General features: G+C 50.5%; 9 protein-coding genes. 1 reads left to right on the forward strand and 8 read right to left on the reverse strand.

The window, feature by feature from the left end; genetic code table 11:
- Positions 1-21: 21 nt before the first annotated feature.
- From O3276_RS02770 to O3276_RS02800, 7 genes are all read right to left on the reverse strand, one after another.
- Positions 22-183, reverse strand: a complete 162-nt coding sequence (locus O3276_RS02770; protein WP_269674265.1) for a hypothetical protein — start codon at positions 181-183, stop codon at positions 22-24.
- A 107-nt stretch (positions 184-290) separates the two neighbouring features.
- The gene (locus O3276_RS02775; protein WP_269674266.1) at positions 291-2,912 is read right to left on the reverse strand and encodes an RAP domain-containing protein; all 2,622 of its coding nucleotides are present in this window, start codon (positions 2,910-2,912) and stop codon (positions 291-293) included.
- 106 nt (positions 2,913-3,018) lie between these two features.
- Positions 3,019-6,297 (reverse strand): DUF1601 domain-containing protein, encoded by a 3,279-nt coding sequence (locus tag O3276_RS02780; protein WP_269674267.1) that lies wholly within the window; start codon positions 6,295-6,297, stop codon positions 3,019-3,021.
- Positions 6,298-6,534: 237 nt separating this feature from the next.
- A complete protein-coding gene (locus O3276_RS02785; RefSeq protein ID WP_269674268.1) occupies positions 6,535-9,813 on the reverse strand; it encodes a DUF1601 domain-containing protein in 3,279 nt (1,092 codons plus the stop codon).
- A gap of 233 nt (positions 9,814-10,046) precedes the next feature.
- Positions 10,047-12,410 (reverse strand): DUF1601 domain-containing protein, encoded by a 2,364-nt coding sequence (locus O3276_RS02790; RefSeq protein ID WP_269674269.1) that lies wholly within the window; start codon positions 12,408-12,410, stop codon positions 10,047-10,049.
- A 141-nt stretch (positions 12,411-12,551) separates the two neighbouring features.
- Complete coding sequence (locus O3276_RS02795; protein ID WP_269674270.1) at positions 12,552-13,307, reverse strand: RAP domain-containing protein; 756 nt, start codon at positions 13,305-13,307, stop codon at positions 12,552-12,554.
- Positions 13,291-14,850, reverse strand: a complete 1,560-nt coding sequence (locus tag O3276_RS02800; RefSeq protein WP_269674271.1) for a DUF1601 domain-containing protein — start codon at positions 14,848-14,850, stop codon at positions 13,291-13,293. Before O3276_RS02800 ends, O3276_RS02795 begins: the two co-directional genes overlap by 17 nt.
- Before the next feature lie 434 nt (positions 14,851-15,284).
- Here O3276_RS02800 and ltrA point away from each other — a divergent pair, with 434 nt between their 5' ends.
- Complete coding sequence (ltrA, locus tag O3276_RS02805) at positions 15,285-16,670, forward strand: group II intron reverse transcriptase/maturase (RefSeq protein WP_269673230.1); 1,386 nt, start codon at positions 15,285-15,287, stop codon at positions 16,668-16,670.
- Here ltrA and O3276_RS02810 read toward each other — a convergent pair.
- Positions 16,625-17,842, reverse strand: a complete 1,218-nt coding sequence (locus tag O3276_RS02810; RefSeq protein ID WP_269674272.1) for a DUF1601 domain-containing protein — start codon at positions 17,840-17,842, stop codon at positions 16,625-16,627. The two genes, ltrA and O3276_RS02810, sit on opposite strands and share 46 nt — an antisense overlap.
- Between the last annotated feature and the right edge of the window lie 184 nt (positions 17,843-18,026).

An 18,026-nucleotide genomic window follows, 5' to 3' on the forward strand; every position in this document is an offset into this window, starting at 1 on the left:
GCACCAGGAGAATGGTAAAATTCATTGTGCCCCGAGGCAGGGCGGGGGGGGATTATCCTGATGTCTGACTGTACACTGTTTATATCGTCCACGCCTTGCAGAAGCGGTATGGTTACCCGGCTGGTTGTCATCATTACCTGGTCTTGCATATTCTCCACTGATACCAGCAGATGTTCTATACATAATTATATTTCATTAATTCATGGAAATATTAAAAGCAGACTGCTGTTCTGTTCAGAAGTTCATTTTGTTGGAATGTGAAAACGGTTCCTGGGGCGAAGGGAGGGGAATTACTGGTTGTTTTTTCTCTTTCTCTTGGCTGGTTTGCCGGTTGGTTCTTGTAACTGCTTTTCGGCGGTTAAGTCACCGTGATCTGTGAGTTGCCTGCCTTTATCAGCAGTAACGTATGGCGCATCTGCCCACCTTCTTTTAAGTGATACAGAGCCATGCCCCTGTGGCGGGATTCCTGTCCTGGTTTTTATCTGATCAATGTATGGTTTCATTAAATCCTGATTGCCAAGCCTGTTAACCGGAATTTCAATGACCTCAAAACCTGCTTTTTGCAACAGTGCGATTTTCAGCAGAGTCGAACCCTTTCTGGTGTTGAAATCACCACCCACGTAATGAGAGGGCCCCTGAACTTCAATCACCAGGTTGTGATCTGGCAGTAACAGGTCAACAGGAGGCAGTGAGTTCAGACTCTGTTCTTCTTCAATCTGCAAAGAGGGAAAGCATGATAGGAGTAAATGGCGGACCTCGGATTGAGGTTTTGACCTGGTAGTCGGGTAATGGGGGACGACCGGGCACGCTCTCCCAAGCCAACTGGCGGCCATGGTAATAACGGATTGTTCCTCTTCATTGTCTGGGAATGTATTTTCCATGCGAGTAAACAGGTCATCCATGTGCTTTTCAAGCCAGTTATTGTTATTGGAGTCCAGAGATAATCTGGCACAGCAAACCATTACTCCCCAGAGAGACATCAATAGGTCTTGCTGTGAGAACTGAGGGTTTACACTGATTCGGTAAACAAGCGATTCGAACATAGAGGTCACCACGTTCAGCTCAACGAACTCACCCAGTTTCGCCGTGGCCCAGAGTAGATTGGCGATTTCCTGTGGTTTAAAGTTAGCTTTCTGTGCGTTCACGTGGGGTAACAGCGCGGCGACGGTCTCTTTGAGTTCTGGTGTCTGCTCCTGCCCGCTGTCCACCAGTTTTGCCATGGCCCAGAGCAGGTTGGCGATACCCTGTGGTGTAAAATTAGCTTTCTGTGCGTTCACGTGGGGTAACAGCGCGGCCACGGCCTCATTAAACTCTGTTGTCCGCTCCTCGCCACTGTCCAGCAGTTTCGCCATGGCCCACAGCAGGTTGGCGATATGCTGGGGAATAAATTGGTTTTTCTGTGCATTCACGTGGGGCAACAGCGCGGCCACAGCCTCTTTGAGCTCTGATGTTGTCTCCAGCCCGCTGTCCACCAGTTTCGCCATGGCCCACAGCAGGTTGGCGATTTCCTGTGGCTTAAAGTTAGCTTTCTCCGGGTTCACTTGTGGCAACAGCACGGCCACGGCCTCTTTGAGCTGCGGTGTCCACTCCTGCCCTTTTTCCACCAGTTTCGCTGTGGCCCAGAGCAAGTTGGCGATTTCCTGTGGTTTAAAGTTAGCTTTCTGCGCGTTCACGAGGAGCAACAGCGCGGCCACGGCCTCGTTGAGATCTGATGTTTGCTCCAGCCCGTTGTCCACCAGTTTTGCCATGGCCCATAGCAGGTTGGTAATGTCCTGGGCATTAAATTGGTTTTTCTGTGCGTTCACGAGGGGCAGCAGCACGGCCACAGTCCCTTTGAGCCCTGGTGTCTGCTTACGCCAATTGTCCACCAGTTTTGCCATGGCCCACAGCAGGTTGGCGATTTCCTGTGGTTTAAAGTGAGCTTTTTGTATGTTTACGTGAGGCAACAGCGCGGCCACGGTCTCTTTGAGTTCTGGGGTCCGTTCCTGCCCGTTGTCTACCAGTTTCGCCATGGCCCACAGCAGGTTGGTGATTTCCTGAGGTTTAAAGTGAGCTTTCTGTGCGTTCAAGTTGGACAATAGGCTGGCCATGGCCTCGTTAAACTCTGGTGTTCGCTCCAGCCCGTTGTTCACCAGTTTCGCCATGGCCCACACCAGGTTGGCAATATGCTGAGGAATAAATTGGTCTTTTTGTGCGTTCATGTGGGGCAACAGTGCGGCCACAGCCTTGTTGAGCCCTGGTGTTCGCTCCTGCCCGCTGTCTACCAGTTTTGCCATGGCCCACAGCAGGTTGGCGACACCCTGGGCATCAATATCCCTGGCTGGAGGTTTTTGGTTGCACTTGAATATGATTGCATCAAGTAGCGTTGACAGTAAGGCTGCTTGAGTGCCCTTAACACGCTCATCTATGGGGTTATGGGGGGTAAAAACACCCGCTGAAGTAAATGAGTGGAGTGTTGTCGTCAGGCTTCGCCAATTCCAGCTCCGAGTTACGGAAAAATTTTGCATTAAACGTATCAGCTGGATTTGTTCGGCTCGATTTAATGGTCTTTTAGACGCTGACGTGTATTTTTTAATTGAACTGGCATATCGACCGTGATGCCTCCCATCATAGCGCTGACCGAAACGATAAGATTGACTCACCAGATCATCCATTATTTCCTGTTTGGTGAGGGTATTGAAATCTTGAGCAGGGTTGACTGAACGGTACTGTAGATGCTGAGAAGAGCGTGTGGAAGAAGAATGGTAAAATTCATGACGCGCCGGGGCAGTGCGGGAGGGGGTATCCCATTGTCTGACTGTGGCATATCCATATCGTCCATGCCGTGAAGAAGACGCCTGGTCATCCGGTTGGTTGTCATCATTGCCTGATCCTGCGTATTGACCACTGATACCAGCAGAACTTCTATCCATAACTATATTTCATTAATTCATGAGAATATAAGAAGCAGACTGCGGTTCTGTTCAGAAGTTCATTTTGCTGGAATGTGAAAACGGTTCCTGGGGCGAAGGGAGGGAATTACTGGTTGTTTTTTCTCTTTCTCTTGGCTGGTTTGCCGGTTTGTTCTTGTAACTGCTTTTCGACGGTTAGGTAACCATGATCTGAAGGCTGCCTGCCTTTATCAGCAGTAACGTATGCCGCATTTGCCCACCTTCTTTTGAGTGATACAGAGCCACGCCCCTGTGGCGGGAACAATGTCCTGGTCTTTATTTGATCAATGTATGGTTTCATTAAATCCTGATTGCCAAGCCTGTTAACCGGAATTTCAATGACCTCAAATCCTGCTTTTTGCAACAGTGCGATTTTCAGCAGCGTCGAACCCTTCCTGGTGTTGAAATCACCACCCACGTAATGAGACGCTCCCTGAACTTCAATCACCAGGTTGTGATCTGGCAGTAGCAGGTCAACCGAAGGCAGTGAGTTCAGACTCTTTTCTTCTTCAATCAGCAAAGAGGGAAAGCATGATTGGAGTAGATGGCGAACCTCGGATTGACGTTTTGACCTGGTAGTCGGGTAATGGGGGACGACCGGGCATGCTCTCCCAAGCCAACTGGCGGCCATGGCAATGATGCGTTGATCTTCTTCATTGTGCAGGAATGTATTTTCCAGACGGGTAAACAGGTCATCCAGATGTTTTTCAAGCCAGTTATTGTTTTTAGAGTTCAGAGACAATCTGGCACAGCAAACCATCACTCCCCAGAGAGAAATCAATAGGTCTTGCTGTGAGAGCTGAGGGTTTTCACTGATTCGGTAAACAAGCGATGCAAACGTAGAGGTCACCACGTTCAGCTCAACGAACTCACCCAGTTTCGCCGTGGCCCACAGCAGATTGGCGATTTCCTGTGGTTTAAAGTTAGCTTTCTGTGTGTTCACGTGGCGCAATAGTGCGGCCACGGCCTCGTTGAGCTCCGATGTCCACTCCCCGCTGTCCACCAGTTTCGCCATGGCCCACAGCAGGTTGGCGATTTCCTGTGGTTTAAAGTTAGCTTTCTCTTTGTTGACCTGTGGCAACAGCGCCGCTACGGCCTCGTTAAACTCTGGTGTTCGCTCCTGCCCGTTGTCCACCAGCTTCGCCATGGCCCACAGCAGGATGGCGATTCCCTGGGCATTAAATTGGTGCTTCCCTGCGTTCAGGTGAGGCAACAGCGCAGCCACGGCTTCGTTAAAGTCTGATGTCCGTTCCTGCCCGCTATTCACCAGTTTCGCCATGGCACACAGCAGGTTGGCGATACCCTGTGGTTTAAAGTTATCTTTCTGTGCGTTGACGTGGGGCAACAGTGCGGCCACGGCCTCTGTAAGCTCTGGAGTCCTTTCCTGCCCGTTGTCCAGCAATTTCGCTATCGCCCACAGCAGGTTGGCGATATGCGGCGGAGTAAATTGGTCTTTATGTGCGTTTACGTAGGGCAACAGCGCGGCCACGGCCTTGTTGAGCCCTGGTGTTCGCTCTTGCCCCTTGCTCACCAGTTTTGCCATGGCCCACAGCAGGTTGGCGATATGCTGAGGAATAAATTGGGTTTTTTTTGCGTTCACGTGGGGCAACAGTGTGGCCACAGCCTCTTTGAGCACTGGTGTTCGCTTCTGCCCCTTGTCCACCAGTTTTGCCATGGCCCACAGCAGGTTGGCGATATCCTGTTGTTTAAAGTTACCTTGCTGTGCGTTCACGTGAGGCAATAGAGTGGCCACCGCCTCGTTGAGCTCTGGTGTTCGCTTTTGCCTGTTGTCCACCAGTTTCGCTATAGCCCACAGCAGGTTGGCGATTTCCTGTCGTTTAAAGTTAGCTTTCTGTGCGTTCACGTGGGGCAGCAACGTGGCCACGGCCTTGTTGAGCCCTGGTGTGTGCTCCTGCCCGTGGTCCACCAGTTTTGCCATGGCCCACAGCAGGTTGGCGATATGCTGAGGAATAAATTGGTTCTTTTTTGCGTTCACGTAGGGCAACAGCGCGGCCACGGCCTTATTGAGATCTGGTGTCTGTTGGTACCCGTTGTCCTCCAGTTTCGCCATGGCCCACAGCAGGTTGGTAATGCCCTGGCTATTAAATTGGTCTTTCTGTGCTTTCACGTGGGGCAACAGCGCGGCCACGGCCTTGTTGAGATCTGGTGTCTGTTGGTACCCATTGTCCACCAGTTTTGCCATGGCCCACAGCAGGTTGGCAATGCCCTGGGGATTAAATTGGTCTTTCTGTGCGTTCACGAGGGGCAACAGCGTGGCTACGGCCCCTTTGCACCCTGGTGTCTGCTTTGGCCCGTGGTCCACCAGTTTCGCCATGGCCCATAGCAGGTTGGCGATATGTTGAGGAATAAATTGGTCTTTCTGTGCGTTCACGAGGGGCAACAAGGATGCCATGGCCTCGTTGAACTCTGGTATTCGCTTCTGTCCATTGTTCACCAGTTTTGCCATGGCCCACAGCAGGTTGGCGATTTCCTGTGGATTAAAGTTAGCTTTATGTGCGTCCACATCGGCCATTAACCTGGCCACGGCCTCATTGAGTTCTGGCGTCTGTTCCTGTCCGTTGTCCACCAGTTTCGCCATGGCCCATAGCAGGTTGGCAATATGCTGAGGAATAAATTGGTCTTTCTGTGCGTTCATGTGGGGCAACAGTGCGGCCACAGCCTCGTTGAGCCCTGGTGTTCGCTCCAGCCCTCTGTCTGCCAGTTTCGCCATGGCCCACAGCAGGTTGGCGATTCCCTGGGCATCAATATCCCTGGCTTCAGGTTTTCGGTTGCACTTGAATATGATGGCATCAAGTAGCGCTGACAATAAGGCAGCTTGAGTACGCTTAACACGCCCATCCATGGGGCTATGAGGGGTAAAAACACCCGCTGAAGTCAATGAATGAAATGTTGTCGTCAGGCTTCGCCAATTCCAGCTCCGTGTTGCGGTAAAATTTTCCAGCAAACGCATCAGCTGGCTTTGTTCCGCTCGATTCAACGGTCGTTTAGCAGCTAACGTGTATTTTTTAATTAAGCTGGCATATTGACCGTGATGTCTCCCATTATAGCGATCACCAAAACGATAAGATTTATTCACCAGGCGATCCATTATTTTCTGTCTGGTGAGAGCATTAAAATCCTGAGCAGGGTTTACTGAACGGTTCTTTAGATGTTGAGAAGAGCGTTTGAAAGAAGCGTGGTAAAATTCATGACGCCCCGGGGCAGTGCGGGAGAGGGTATCCCATTGTCTGACTGTTTTATATCTATATCGTCCACGCCGTGAAGAAGCGGCCTGGTCATCTGTTTGGTTGTAATCATTGCCTGATCTTGCGTATTGACCACTGACACCAGCAGAGCTTCTATCCATAACTATATTTCATTAATTCATGAGAATATAAAAAGCAGACTACTGTTCTGTTCAGAAGTTCATTTTGCTGAAACGTTTATAAACGTAAACAGTTGGGGAAATACATCTACTCATGATACCACCCATCCATTATTTTCACCTCATCCGGGGCAAGATGTATGGGCAACAGGTGTTCAACGCTGGCATTCCTTCCCGGAATGTGAAAAAGGTTCTTGAGTCATGATGGGAGGAAGGCGATTACTGGCTGTTTGTTTTCTTCCTCTTTCCTGGTCTGCCGGTTGGCTCTTTTGAATGCTTTTCGGCGGTTAAGTATCCATGATCTGAGGGTTGCCTGCCGTTATCAGCAGTAACGTATGCAGCATCTGCCCACCTTCTTTTAAGTGATACAGAGCCATGACCCTGTGGCGGGAAACCTATCCTGGTCTTTATTTGATCAATGTATGGTTTCATTAAATCCTGACTCCAAAGCCTGTTAACCGGAACTTCAATGACCTCAAATCCTGCTTTTTGCAACAGTGCGATTTTCAGCAGAGTTGAACCATTCCTGGTGTTGAAATCACCACCCACGTAATGAGACGGTCCCTGAACTTCAATCACCATGTTGTGATCTGGTAGAAGCAGGTCAACCGGAGGCAATGAGTTCAGACTCTTTTCTTCTTCAATCCTCAAGGAGGGAAAGCGTGACTGGAGTTGATCGCGAAAGTCGGATTGACGTTTTGACCTGATAGTCTGGTAATGGGGGACGACCGGGCACGCTCTCCCAAGCCAACTTGCGGCCATGGCAATGATGCGTTGATTCTCTTCATTGTCTGAGGATGTATTTTCCAGACGAGTAAACAGGGCATCCATTTGCTTTTCAAGCCAGTTATTGTTAATGGAAACCAGAGACAATCTGGCACAGCAAACCATCACTCCCCAGAGAGAAATCAATAGGTCTTGCTGTGAGAGCTGAGGGTTTTCACTGATTCGGTAAACAAGCGATTCAAACATAGAGGTAACCACGTTCAGCTCAACGAACTCACCCAGTTTCGCAGAGGCCCACAGCAGATTGGCGATTTCCTGTGGTTTAAAGTTGGTTTTCTGTGTGTTCACGAGGAGCAACAGTGCGGCCACAGTCTGTTTGAGTCCCGGTGTCTGCTCCTGCCCGTTGTCCACCAGTTTCGCCATGGCCCACAGCAGGTTGGCGATTTCTTGTGGTTTAAAGTTAGCTTTCTCTGTGTTGACGTGTGGCAACAGCGCGGTCGCGGCCTCGTTGAGCTCTGGTATCCACTCCCCGTTGTCCACCAGTTTCGCGATGGCCCACAGCAGGTTGGCGATATGCAGAGGAATAAATTGGTCTTTCTGTGCGTTCACGAGGGGCAACAGCGCGGCCACGGCCTCCTGGAACTCTGGGGTGCGCTCCTGCCCGTTGTCCACCAGTTTCGCCATGGCCCACAGCAGGTTGGCGATACCCTGTGGTTTAAAGTTTGCTTTCTGTGCGCTCACGTGAGGCAACAGCGCAGCCATCGCCTCGTTGAACTCTGGTGTTCGCTTTTGCCCGTTGTCCACCAGCTTCGCCATGGCCCACAGCAGGTTGGCGATACCCTGTGCTGTAAAGTTAGCTTTCTGTGCGCTCACGTGGGGCAACAGTGCGGCCTCGGCCCTGTTGAGCCCCGGTGTTTGCTCCTGTCCGCTGTCCACCAGTTTCGCCATGGCCCACAGCAGGCTGGTGATTTCCTGTGGTTTAAAGTGAGCTTTCTGTGCGTTCACGCAGGGCAACAGCGCAACCACAGCCTCGTTGAGCTCTGGCGTCTGCTTTTGCCCGTTATCCATCAGTTTCGCCATGGCCCACAGCAGGTTGGCGATTTCCTGGGGTTTAAAATGAGCTTTTTGTGCGTTTACATGGGGCAACAGGGCAGCCACTACATCATTGAGCTCTGGCGTCCGTTCCTGCCCGTTGTCCACCAGTTTCGCCATGGCCCATAGCAGATTGGTGATTTCCTGTGGTTTAAAGTGAGCTTTCTGTGCGTTCACGCAGGGCAACAGCGCAACCACAGCTTCGTTCAGCTCTGGCGTCTGCTCCTGCCCGTTATCCACCAGTTTCGCCATGGCCCACAGCAGGTTGGCGATTTCCCGTGGTTTAAAATTAGCCTTCTGTGCAATCACGAGGGGCAACAGCGCGGCCAGAGCCTCTTTGAACTCTGGTGTTTGTTCCTGCCCGTTGTCCACCAGTTTCGCCATGGCCCACAGCAGGTTGGCGATACCCTGGGCATTAAATTGGTTTTTCTGTGCGTTCACTTGGGGTAACAGCACGGCCACGGTCTTGTTGAGCCCGGGTGTTCGGTCCTGCCCGTTGTCCACCAGTTTCGCCATGGCCCACAGCAGGTTGGTGATTTCCTGTGGGTTAAAGTGAGCTTTCTGTGCGTTCACGCAGGGCAACAGCGCAACCACAGCCTCGTTGAGCTCTAGCGTCTGCTCCTGCCCGTTATCCACCAGTTTTGCCATGGCCCACAGCAGGTTGGTGACACCCTGGGCATTAAATTGGTCTTTCTGTGCGTTCACGTGGGGCAACAGCGAGGCCAGGGCCTTGTTGGGCCCTGGTGTCAGCTGCTGGCCGTTGTCCACCAATTTCGCCATGGCCCACAGCAGGTTGGTAATACCCTGTGCATTAAATCGGTCTTTATGTGCGTTTACCTGGGACAACAGCGCGGCCACGGCCTCATTGAGCCCCGGGGTCCGCTCCTGCCCGTTGTCCACCAGTTTCGCCATGGCCCACAGCAGGTTGGCAATATGCTGAGGAATAAATTGGTCTTTTTGTGCGTGCATGTGGGGCAACAGTGCGGCGACAGCCTCGTTGAGCCCTGGTTTTCGCTCCTGCCCGCTGTCTATCAGTTTCGCCATGGCCCACAGCAGGTTGGCGACACCCTGGGCACCAATATAGCTGGCTTCAGGTTTTTGGTGGCACTTGAATATTATTGCATCAAGCAGTGTTGACAATAAGGCAGTTTGAGTATGCTTAACACGCTCATCCAAGGGTCTATGAGGGGTAAAAACACCCGCTGAAGTAAATGAGTGCAGTGTTGTCGTCAGGCTTCGCCAATTCCAGCTCCGCGTTGCTGTGAAATTTTGCAGCAAACGCATTAGCTGGCTTTGTTCCGCTCGATTTAACGGTCTTTTAGCAGCTGACGTGTATTTTTTAATTGAACTGGCATATAGACCGTGATCTTTCCCATCATAGCGATGACCGAAACGTTCCGATTTACTCACCAGACCATCCATTATCTCCTGTTTGATGAGAGCATTAAAATCTCGAGCATTGTTTATTGAACGGCACAGTAAATATTGAGAAGAACGTGCAGCTGAAGAATGGTAAAATTCATTACGCCCCGGGGCAGTGCGGGGGGGATTATCCCATTGTCTGACTGTGGTATGTCTATATCGTCCGCGCCCTGAAGAAGCAGCATGGTTATTCGGTTGGTTATAATCATTATCTGATCTTGGGTATTGACCACTGATACCAGTAGAGCTGCTGTTCATAATTATATTTCATTAATTCATGAGAATATAAAAAGCAGACTGCTGTTTTGTTCAGAAGTTCACTTTGCTGAAATGTATATAAATGTAAACGGGGAAACACATCTACTCCTGATGCCATCAATCCGTTATTTGCAAATCATCCGGGGCGAGATGTATGGGCAACAGGTGTTCAACACTGTCATTCTTTCCCGTTATGGGAAAAAGGTTCTTGCGTCATGATACGAGGAAGGTAATTACTGGTTGTTTGTTTTCTTCCTCTTGGCTGGTTTGCCGGCCTGCTCCTCTGAATGTTCTTCGGCAGTCAAGCAACCGTGATCTGAGGGTTGTCCGCCTTTATCAGCCGTAACGTATGCTTCATGTGCCCACCTTCTTTTAAGTGGTACGGAGCCATGCCCCCGTGGCGGGAAGCCTGTCCTGCTCTTTATTTGATCAATGTATGGTTTCATTAAATCCTGACTCCAAAGCCTGTTAACCGGAACTTCAATGACCTCAAATCCTGCTTTTTGCAACAGTGCGATTTTCAGCAGAGTTGAACCATTCCTGGTGTTGAAATCACCACCCACGTAATGAGACGGTCCCTGAACTTCAATCACCATATTGTAATCTGGCAGTAGCAGGTCAACCGGAGGTAATGAGATCAGACTCTTTTCTTCTTCAATCCTCAAAGATGGAATAGAAGATTTGAGTTGATCGCGAAAGTCGACCTGCGTGTTTGAAATGTTTGTGTGGTAATGGGGGACGACCGGACACGCTCTGCCAAGCCAACTTGCGGCCTGGGCAATGGTGCGTTGATTCTCTTCATTGTGCAGGAATGTATTTTCCAGACGAGTAAACAGGTCATCCATGTGCTTTTCAAGCATGTGATTTTTATTGGCAGTGGAGACCAGGGACAGCCTGGCACAGCAGACCACTACTCCCCAGAGAGACATCAATATGGTTTTCTGAGAGAGCTGAGGGTTTTCACTGATTCGGTAGACCAGCGACTCGAACGTGGATGTCACCACGTTCAACTCAACGAGCTCACCCAGTTTCGCCATGGCCCACAGCAGGTTGGCAATAGCCTGGGCATTAAATTGGCCTTTCTGTGCGTTCACGAGGGACAACAGCGTGGTCAGGGCCTCTTTGAGCTCTGGTGTCTGCTCCTGCCCGTGGTCCAACAGTTTCGCCATGGCCCACAGCAGGTTGGCAATAGCCTGGGCATTAAATTGGCCTTTCTGTGCGTTCACGTGGGGCAACAGCGCGGCCACGACATCGTTGAGCCCTGGTGACCACTTCTGTCCGTTGTCCACCAGTTTTGCCATGGCCCACAGCAGGTTGGCGATTTCCTGTGGTTTAAAGTTGGCTTTCTGTGCGTTTACATGGGGCAACAGCGCGGCCACGGCCTCTTTGAGCCCTGGTGTCGGCTCCTGCCCGTTGTCCACCAGTTTTGCCATGGCCCACAGCAGGTTGGCAATATGTTGATGATTAAATTGGTCTTTCTGTGCGTTCACGTGGGGCAACAGTGCGGCCACGGTCTCGTTGAGTTCTGGTGTCTGCTCGTGCCCGTTGTCCACCAGTTTCGCCATGGCCCACAGCAGGTTGGCGATACCCTGGGCATCAAATTGGTCCTTCTGTGCGTTCACATGGGGCAACAGCGCAGCTACGGCCTCTTTGAGCTCTGGTGTCGGCTCCTGCCCGTTGTCCACCAGTTTTGCCATGGCCCACAGCAGGTTGGCGATTTCCTGTGGGTTAAAATTAGCTTTCTGTGCGTGCACGTGGGCTAGCAGAGCGACCACAGCCCCGTTGAACTCTGGTGTCAACTCCTGCCCGTTGTCCACCAGTTTCGCCATGGCCCATAACAGGTTGGTGATTCCCTGGGCATTAAGTTGGTCTTTCTGTTCGTGCACGTGGGGCAACAGCGCAGCCACGGCCTCGTTGAGCTCTGGAGTCCGATTTTTCCCGTTGTCAACCAGTTTCGCCATGGCCCACAGCAGGTTGGCGATTCCCCGGGCATCAATATCCCTGGCTTCAGGTTTTTGGTTGCAGTTAAATATTATTGCATCCAGTAGCGTTGACAATAAGTTAGCTTGAGTAAGCTTTACACGCTCATCCATGGGTTTATGAGGGGTAAAAACACCTGCTGAAGTCAATGAATGAAGTGTTGTCGTCAGGCTTAGCCAATTCCAGCTCCGTGTTACGGAAAAATTTTGCAGTAAACGTATCAGCTGGCTTTGTTCGGCTTGATTTAATGGTCTTTTAGAAGCTGACGTGTATTTTTTAATTGAACTGGCATATCGACCGTGATGCCTCCCATCATAGCGATGACCGAAACGATAAGATTTACTCACCAGATCATCCATTATTTCCTGCTTGATGAGCGTATTAAAATCCTGAGCAAAGTTTACGGAACGGTGCTGTAAATGTTGAGAGGGGCATGCGTCAGAAGAACGGTAAAATTTATTACGCCCCGGGGTAGTGCGTAGGGTATTATCCCACTGTCTGACTGTGCCATGTCTATATTGCACACGCCTTGAAGAATCGGCATGGTCATTCGGTTGGTTGTAATCATTATTTGATCTTGTGCATTGACCACTGATACCAGCATAGCTTCTATCCATAGTTACATTTCATTAATTCATGAAAATATAAAAAGCAGACTGCTGTTTTGTTCAGAAGTTCATTTTGTTGAAACGTTTATAAACGTAAACAGTTGGGGGAAATACATCTACTCATGATGCTCCTAATCCATTATTTTCAAATCATCCGGGGCAAGATGTATGGGCAACAGGTGTTGAACACTGACATTCCTTCCCGGAATGTGAAAACGGTTCTTGAGTCATGATGGGAGGAAGGCGATTACTGGCTGGTTGTTTTCTCCGTTTTGCTGGTTTGCCGGTTTGCTCTTTTGAATGTTCTTCAGCAGTTAAGTAAAAATGATCTGAGGGTTGCCTGCCTTTATCAGCATTAACGTATGAATCATCTGCCCACCTTCTTTTAAGTGGTACGGAGCCATGCCCCCGTGGCGATAAGCCTGTCCTGCTCTTTATTTGATCAATGTATGGTTTCATTAAATCCTGACTCCAAAGCCTGTTAACCGGAACTTCAATGACCTCAAATCCTGCTTTTTGCCACAGTGCGATTTTCAGCAGAGTCGAACCATTCCTGGTGTTGAAATCACCACCCACGTAATGAGACGGTCCCTGAACTTCAATCACCATATTGTAATCTGGCAGTAGCAGGTCAACCGGAGGCAATGAGTTCAGACTCTTTTCTTCTTCAATCCTCAAAGAGGGAAAGCATGACCGGAGTTGATCGCGAAAGTCGGATTGACGTTTTGACATGGTGGTCTGGTAATGGGGGACGAACGGACACGATCTCCCAAGCCAACTTGCGGCCATGGCAATAACGGATTGTTCCTCTTCATTGTCTGGGAATGTATTTTCCAGACGAGTAAACAGGTCATCCATGTGCTTTTCAAGCACGTTATTGTTATTGGCATCAGAGACCAGAGACAATCTGGCACAGCATACCATTACCCCCCCATAGAGACATTGATATGACCTGCTGAGAGAGCTGAGGATTTTCACTGATTCGGTAGACAAGCGATTCAAACGCAGAGATAACCACGTTCAGCTCAAGGAGTTCACCCAGTTTCGCCATGGCCCATAGCAGGTTGGTGATATGCTGAGGAATAAATTGGTCTTTTTGTGTGTTCACGTGTGACAACAGCGCGGCCACGGCCTCGTTAAACTCTGGTGTTCGCTCCTGCCCGTTGGCCACCAGTTTTGCCATGGCCCACAGCAGGTTGGCGATTTCTTGTGGTTTAAAGTTAGCTTTCGCTGCGTTCACGTAAGGCAATAGTGAGGCCACGGCCTCTTTGCGCTCTGGTGTTTGCTCCAGCCCGTTGTCCACCAGTTTCGCCATGGCCCACAGCAGGTTGGTGATTCCCTGGGCTTTAAATTGGTCTTTCTTTGCGTTCACGAGGGGCAGCAGCGCGGCCACGGTCTCGTTGAGCCCTGGTGTTTGCTTTTGCCCGTTGTCCACCAATTTCGCCATGGCCCACAGCAGGTTGGCGATACCCCGTGGTTTAAAGTTTGCTTTCTGTGCGTTCACGAGGGGCAGCAGCGCGGCCACGGTCTCGTTGAGCCCTGGTGTTTGCTGTTGCCCGTTGTCCACCAGTTTCGCCATGGCACACAGCAGGTTGGCAATAGCCAGGGCATTAAATTGGTCTTTCTGTGCGTTCACGTGGGGCAACAGCGCGGCCACAGCCTCTTTGAGCCCTGGTGTCGGCTCCTGCACTTTGTCCACCAGTTTCGCCATGGCCCACAGCAGGTTGGCGATACCCTGAGGAATAAATTGGTCTTTTTGTGCGTTCACGTGGGGCAACAGCGCGGCCACGGCCTCTTTGAGTTCTGGTGTTTGCTCCTGCCCGTTGTCCACCAGTTTCGCCATGGCCCACAGCAGGTTGGCAATACCCTGGGCATTAAACCGGTCTTTATGTACTTTTACTTGGGGCAACAGCGCGGCCACGGCCACTTTGAGCTCTGGTGTCTGCTCCTGCCCGTTGTCCACCAGTTTCGCCATGGCCCACAGCAGCTTGGCGACACTCTGGACATTAAATTGGTCATTCTGTGCGTTCACGTTGGTCAACAGCACGGCCACAGCCTCTTTGAGCCCTGGTGTCTGCCGCTGGCCGTTGTCCACCAATTTCGCCATGGCACACAGCAGGTTGGCAATACTCTGGGTATTAAACCGGTCTTTATGTGCTTTTACCTGGGGCAACAGCGCAACTACGGCCTCGTTGAACGCTGGTTTCTGCTGCTGGCCGTTGTCCACCAATTTCGCCATGGCCCACAGCAGGTTGACGATATGCTGAGGGTTAAATTGGTTTTTTTGTGCATTCACGTAGGGCAACAGCGCGGCCACGGGCTCGTTGAACCCTGGTGTGTGCTGCTGGCCAATGTCCACCAGTTTCGCCATGGCCCACAGCAGGCTGGCGATTTCCTGGGGTTTAAAATGAGCTTTTTGTACGTTTAGTGTGCCGAGATAAATCGGCAAGATGTTAAGGGTGAAAGTCCCTGTGGGGTAAGACTGGCGGGTCGCCCCAGCCTCGAGTCATGCGCCGTATATCGTAAGGTATCCGGTGAAGCGTTGACAGGGGAGCCTGTAGGCTAAGTATTGAGCTGCGAAATCCAATAATCCGAGGTGCTGATGTTGTTAAGCGATGCAGAAAGCAATATTGCAGGTTGCACTACACCGCAAGTGACCTGTGGGCCTCGCGCAGTCGGAGACCTTGTGCATGCAGGTACGCATCTTGTGCGGAACTCGGGAGATCCTGCTGGTTTCTCCTGTTTAGCCATAGGAGACGCAGTAGGGAAGGTTAATAGCCATACGCCTATTGTCGTCGGCAGGAAGTCGGACAAGCCCATAGTACCTGAGAAGCGCCGAACAAAGCAGAGAGATCTGTGGCGGAGGTTGTGGAGGAAAGGGGTTTGACCAAGAGGAATATCCAACAGGATGTCCGTGACCCGACTCAGCGCGGGAATAGCACTATGTCCAATCTGTTGGGTATACGTCAGGCTGCGGCAAAGGATCGTCGTTTACAGTTCACGGCCTTGTTTCACCATATTACACCTTATCTGTTGAAAGACTGTTTCTTTCAATTGAAACGGAGGTCGGCAGCGGGGGTAGATGGTGTTACATGGCAAACCTATCAGCGGGATTTGGATAACCGGCTGGCATCCTTGCACGAACGATTACATAAAGGAAGCTATCGCCCCCGAGCGGCCAGAAGGATAATGATTCCGAAGGCTGACGGTGGTGAGCGTCCGATCAGTGTATTCTGTCTGGAAGATAAGATAGTCCAGCAGGCAGTAGTCAAGGTATTGGAGGGGATTTACGAGAATGATTTCCGTGGTTTTTCTTACGGTTACCGACCTTTGAAAAGCCAACATGATGCATTGGATGCTCTGACGGTGGGAATCAAACGTAATCCGGTGAACTGGGTGCTGGATCTGGATATTCGGAAATTCTTCGAACAGGTCGAACATGAGTGGCTGATCATGTTTTTAGAGCATCGGGTGAGGGACAAGCGCATTATCCGCTTGATAAGACAGTGGATACAAGTAGGGCACTACGACGGGGATGGTCGTCGTGTTCGAAGCGTAAGAGGGATGCCACAGGGATCGGTGATATCGCCGCTATTATCAAATATTTATTTGCACTACGTGTTTGACCTTTGGGTTGACCAATGGCGAAAGCGGGAAGCCTCTGGACGAATGATTGTGGTTCGCTTTGCGGATGACAGTGTGCTGGGCTTTCAGCGTGAGCATGATGCAAAGGTCTTCCTGAGTGAGCTTGGTAAAAGACTTGGGCAGTTTGGTTTGTCCTTGCATGAGGATAAAACCCGATTGATACGCTTTGGTCGCTTTGCCAAAGTTGACTTGAAGAAAAGGGAGCAGGGAAAGCCGGAGACGTTTACGTTTCTTGGATTTACTCATATCTGCGGTATTAGTCGAAGCAGTGGAAACTTCAACATTGTCAGACGAACCAGCAAAGAGCGAATGCGAGCGACATTGAGCAAGATCAAAGACTATCTCCTGAAACACAGGCATGACCCCGTGCCGGAGCAGTTGAAGTGGTTGAGACGTGTACTGCAAGGTCACATGAACTACTTTTCGGTGCCTGGCAATGGACTGAGAATCAATGCCTTCAGGACAGCAGTGCAAAAGATTTGGTACAAAGCCTTGAAGCGGCGCAGCCAGAGAAGCAGACTGAACTGGAAGAAGTTTGGTGCCTTCATCAACACTGTGTTGCCCAAAGTAAAAGTTCTTCATCCATGGCCGGAGCAACGGTTTGACGTTAAATACTCGAGGTAGGAGCCGTATGCGCTAGCAGTGCAAGTACGGATCTGCGCAGGGGGTGGCGGGTGACCGCCATTCCTACTGTGACCATGGGGCAACAGCGCGGCCACTGCATCGATTAGCTCTGGCGTCCGTTCCTGCCCGTTGTCCACCAGTTTTGCCATGGCCCATAGCAGGTTGGCGATTCCCTGTGGTGTAAAATTAGCTTTGTGAGCGTTCACATGGGGCAACAACGCGGCCACGGCCTCTTTGCGCCCTGGTGTCCGCTCCAGTCCGTTGTCCACCAGTTTTGCCATGGCCCACAGAAGGTTGGTGATTTCCTGTGGTTTAAAGTGAGCTTTCTGTGCGTTCACGCAGGGCAACAGCGCAACCACAGCCTTGTTGAGCTCTGGCGTCTGCTCCTGCCCGTTATCCACCATTTTCGCCATGACCCACAGCAGGTTGGCGACCCCCTGGGGCTTAAATTGGTCTTTCTGTGCTTTCACGTGGGGCAACAGCGCTGCCACGGCCTCTTTGAGCTCTGGCGTCCGTTCCTGTCCGCTGTCCACCAGTTTCGCCATGGCCCACAGCAGGTTAGTGATTTCCTGAGCACCAATATCCCTGGCTTCAGGTTTTTGGTTGCAGTTAAATATTATTGAATCCAGTAGTGTTGATAATAAGGCAGCTTGTGTACGATTGACACGCTCATCCATGGGTTTATGCGGGGTAAAAACACCCGCTGAAGTCAATGAATGAAGTGTTGTCGTCAGGCTTCGCCAATTCCAGCTCCGCGTTGCTGTGAAATTTTGCAGTAAACGCATCAGCTGGCTTTGTTCCGCTCGATTTAACGGTCTTTTAGCAGCTGACGTGTATTTTTTAATTGAACTGGCATATTGACCGTGATTTCTCCCATCATAGCGATGACCGAAATGATCCGATTTACTCACCAGACCATCCATTACTTCTTGTTTAATGAGGGCATTGAAATCTTGAGCAGAGTTTACTGAGCGGAACATTAGATTTTGAGAAGAGCATGCGTCAGAAGAGTGGTAAAATTCGTTGTGCCGCGGGGGAGTAAGGAGGGGATTATCCCACTGTTCGACTGTGCCATATCTATATCGCACACGCCTTGAAGAAGTGGCAGGTTGGTTGTAATCATTATTTGATCTTGTGTATTGATCACTGATACCAGCAGAGCTTCTATCCATAATTATATTTCATTAATTAATGAAAATATAAAAGGCAGACTGCTGTTTTGTTCAAAAGTTCATTTTGATGAAATGTCTATAGACGTAAACGGTTGAGGAAACACATCTACTCCTGATGCGATCAATCCGTTATTTGCAAATCATCCGGGGCGAGATATATGGGCAACAGGTGTTCAACACAGGT

The organism is Endozoicomonas sp. GU-1, from assembly GCF_027366395.1.
GTDB lineage: Bacteria > Pseudomonadota > Gammaproteobacteria > Pseudomonadales > Endozoicomonadaceae > Endozoicomonas.

Bases quoted from the DNA above. Each gene is read 5' to 3' on its own strand.
- O3276_RS02770 (WP_269674265.1), bottom strand. From the start codon at position 183: ATGTATAGAACATCTGCTGGTATCAGTGGAGAATATGCAAGACCAGGT.
- O3276_RS02775 (WP_269674266.1), bottom strand. From the start codon at position 2,912: ATGGATAGAAGTTCTGCTGGTATCAGTGGTCAATACGCAGGATCAGGC.
- O3276_RS02780 (WP_269674267.1), bottom strand. From the start codon at position 6,297: ATGGATAGAAGCTCTGCTGGTGTCAGTGGTCAATACGCAAGATCAGGC.
- O3276_RS02785 (WP_269674268.1), bottom strand. From the start codon at position 9,813: ATGAACAGCAGCTCTACTGGTATCAGTGGTCAATACCCAAGATCAGAT.
- O3276_RS02790 (WP_269674269.1), bottom strand. From the start codon at position 12,410: ATGGATAGAAGCTATGCTGGTATCAGTGGTCAATGCACAAGATCAAAT.
- O3276_RS02810 (WP_269674272.1), bottom strand. From the start codon at position 17,842: ATGGATAGAAGCTCTGCTGGTATCAGTGATCAATACACAAGATCAAAT.